We start from the raw sequence: 2021 nt of genomic DNA, 5'->3' as shown, positions 1-2021 counted from the left end.
CCCGGGTTCCGCAGTTGGTAGTCACACGTGAGCCCGGAATTGAGGGTTGACCTGGGGGAACGCGTGCAGGGCCGTAGAGGGTCGTGTGCCTACGCCCTCCGCAGCCAGGCGCCGGTCGGGTCAGGCCGGTTCGAAGACGGAGACCCGGGCTGGCGGCGTGATGGAAAGTGCCTGGTAGACGGCTCGTTGTGCGGGTCGTAGCGGGGTCGTGTGGACGACGGTTCCAGCCGGTCCGGCGAGGGTGACTTGGGACAAACGGGACAATTCGCGGTTGATCCGGAGCCATCTTTGCCCGCATCCGCGTTCGGCGACCCGGGTCAGCAGCAGGGCGAGCCAGCAGATCAGCACGTGCGCGCGGATGCGGTGTTCGAGTCGGTGGAAGACCGGGCGCAGGAGCAGCTCGGACTTCATGTCCCGGAAGCCTCGCTCGGCTTCGAGGAGGTTTTTGTACCCGAGTGCGGCGTCTTCGGTGCTGATGTCGGGATCACTGGTGGCCAGCAGGTACTTGCCGTCCAGTCGTTCTTCGGCCTTGACCTTGGCCCGGTCGATCGCCAGGCGTCCGTTCTTCTGCTGGCGGATCCACCGCTTGAGGGTGGGATGGTCGCGCAGCGCGCACTCGGCGCGGACGTGGGCGGCCTCGGCCTTCTCGCGGGCCTTGGCGCTCAGCTCGCGCCCGGCTTCCCGCGCGCGCTGGGCCTTGATCCGCTCCAGCTCGGCCTCGATCCGCACGATCGCCTGCTCGCGGTGCTGCCGGTCGCGCTGCTGCTGATCGGGGTTGTGGCAGATGATGAACCGCACGTCACCGACGCCGTCGATGCGGACCTCCTTGACCCGCAGATTGTCGCGCACCTGCTGGTAGCGGCCCTGACGCGACAGTGCCTGCTCGACCAGGGCGCCGCCGTCACGCATGCGCATCCCGGCGATGTAGTGGCCGCCCGCGCGGCGCAGATAGGCCAGGTTGTCGGCGCTGGAGAAACCGCGGTCGACCACGGTGATCACGCGGCCCAGCTTCCAGGCGCGCATGTCGTCCTTGACCTCGGCCAGCACGCTCTGGTCGCTGGTATGACCGGGCCAGCACCACACCCGCACCGGGATGCCCTCGCGGGTGACCGCCAGCCCGATAACGATCTGCGGCAGGTCGTCACGATGATCCTTGGACTTGCCGTAGGTGCGAAACGCGCTCTGGCCATCCTCTTCCTCATCGCGTTCGAAGTAGGTGGAGGTGGTGTCGAAGAACAGCAGGTCAACTTCGAGGTTGAGCAGGTGGGCGACGGCGAAGAACACCGCCTCCTGGACCTCGCCCTGGGTGTCGGCCTCCACCAGCAGGTCCATCGCCCGATAGGCCTGATCGTCGTCCATCGCCGCCAGGTGGGGGATGATCACATCTTGGCTGGCCCATTCGGCGGCCGACAGCTTGCTCATCGGCGCGATCGCGCGGTTGGCGACCAGCGCGAACAGCACCCGTTCCATGTTGGTGGTGAAGCGCCGGCCGTCGGCCGCCTTCTTGATCGCCGAGGCGACGGCCAACTGCCGCCACAGGCCCTCCAGCAGCCAGACGGCGCCGATGGGACGGGAATCAACCACTTCGATTGGCCCGCTGCCCGCATGCCGGCCGACCTCGACGGCATCATCGGCCGCGTCATCGCTCTGGCCGGAGTCGTCCAGTCCGCCGCCGAAGTGCTTGCGGATGGATGCCGCCAGCCCGAGCAGGCCGCCCACGTCCAGGCGGTCCACACGGCCCAGGTTCATCAGCACGTCTGGCTTGATCTTGCCGTCCACGCGCCGGTTGTGCGCCAGTGCGACGTATCGGACGACGCTGCCGTCAGCGTTGACTCGCTGCGTGAACCGCAAGTACATGACTACACACAATCACAAACCCTGAGCTCACGTACCAAAAATTTTCGAAGTCGTGTTACTACACTCTCGGCCCTTCGCGGCACCTCGAAGCTCGCTACAGGCCATCTACCTGCAGATTCTCGCTAACCATTCGCCACGTGTGACTACGAACTGCGGAACCCGGG

At 66.5% G+C, this 2021-nt stretch carries 1 protein-coding gene; it reads right to left on the bottom strand.

Annotation, left to right across the window (positions count from 1 at the left end; all coding sequences use genetic code 11):
* Positions 1-120: 120 nt before the first annotated feature.
* The gene (locus tag EJK15_RS69020; protein WP_138720882.1) at positions 121-1857 is read right to left on the bottom strand and encodes an IS1634 family transposase; all 1737 of its coding nucleotides are present in this window, start codon (positions 1855-1857) and stop codon (positions 121-123) included.
* Between the last annotated feature and the right edge of the window lie 164 nt (positions 1858-2021).

This window comes from Nonomuraea basaltis (genome assembly GCF_005893125.1).
Taxonomy (GTDB): Bacteria; Actinomycetota; Actinomycetes; order Streptosporangiales; family Streptosporangiaceae; genus Nonomuraea; species Nonomuraea basaltis.
The sequence above is the reverse complement of the archived record's forward strand: the minus strand, read 5'-3'. Positions and strand labels throughout refer to the sequence as shown.

What these genes read in the sequence shown, in the direction of transcription:
- EJK15_RS69020 (WP_138720882.1), bottom strand. Translation starts at nt 1,857, where the DNA reads ATGTACTTGCGGTTCACGCAGCGAGTCAACGCTGACGGCAGCGTCGTC.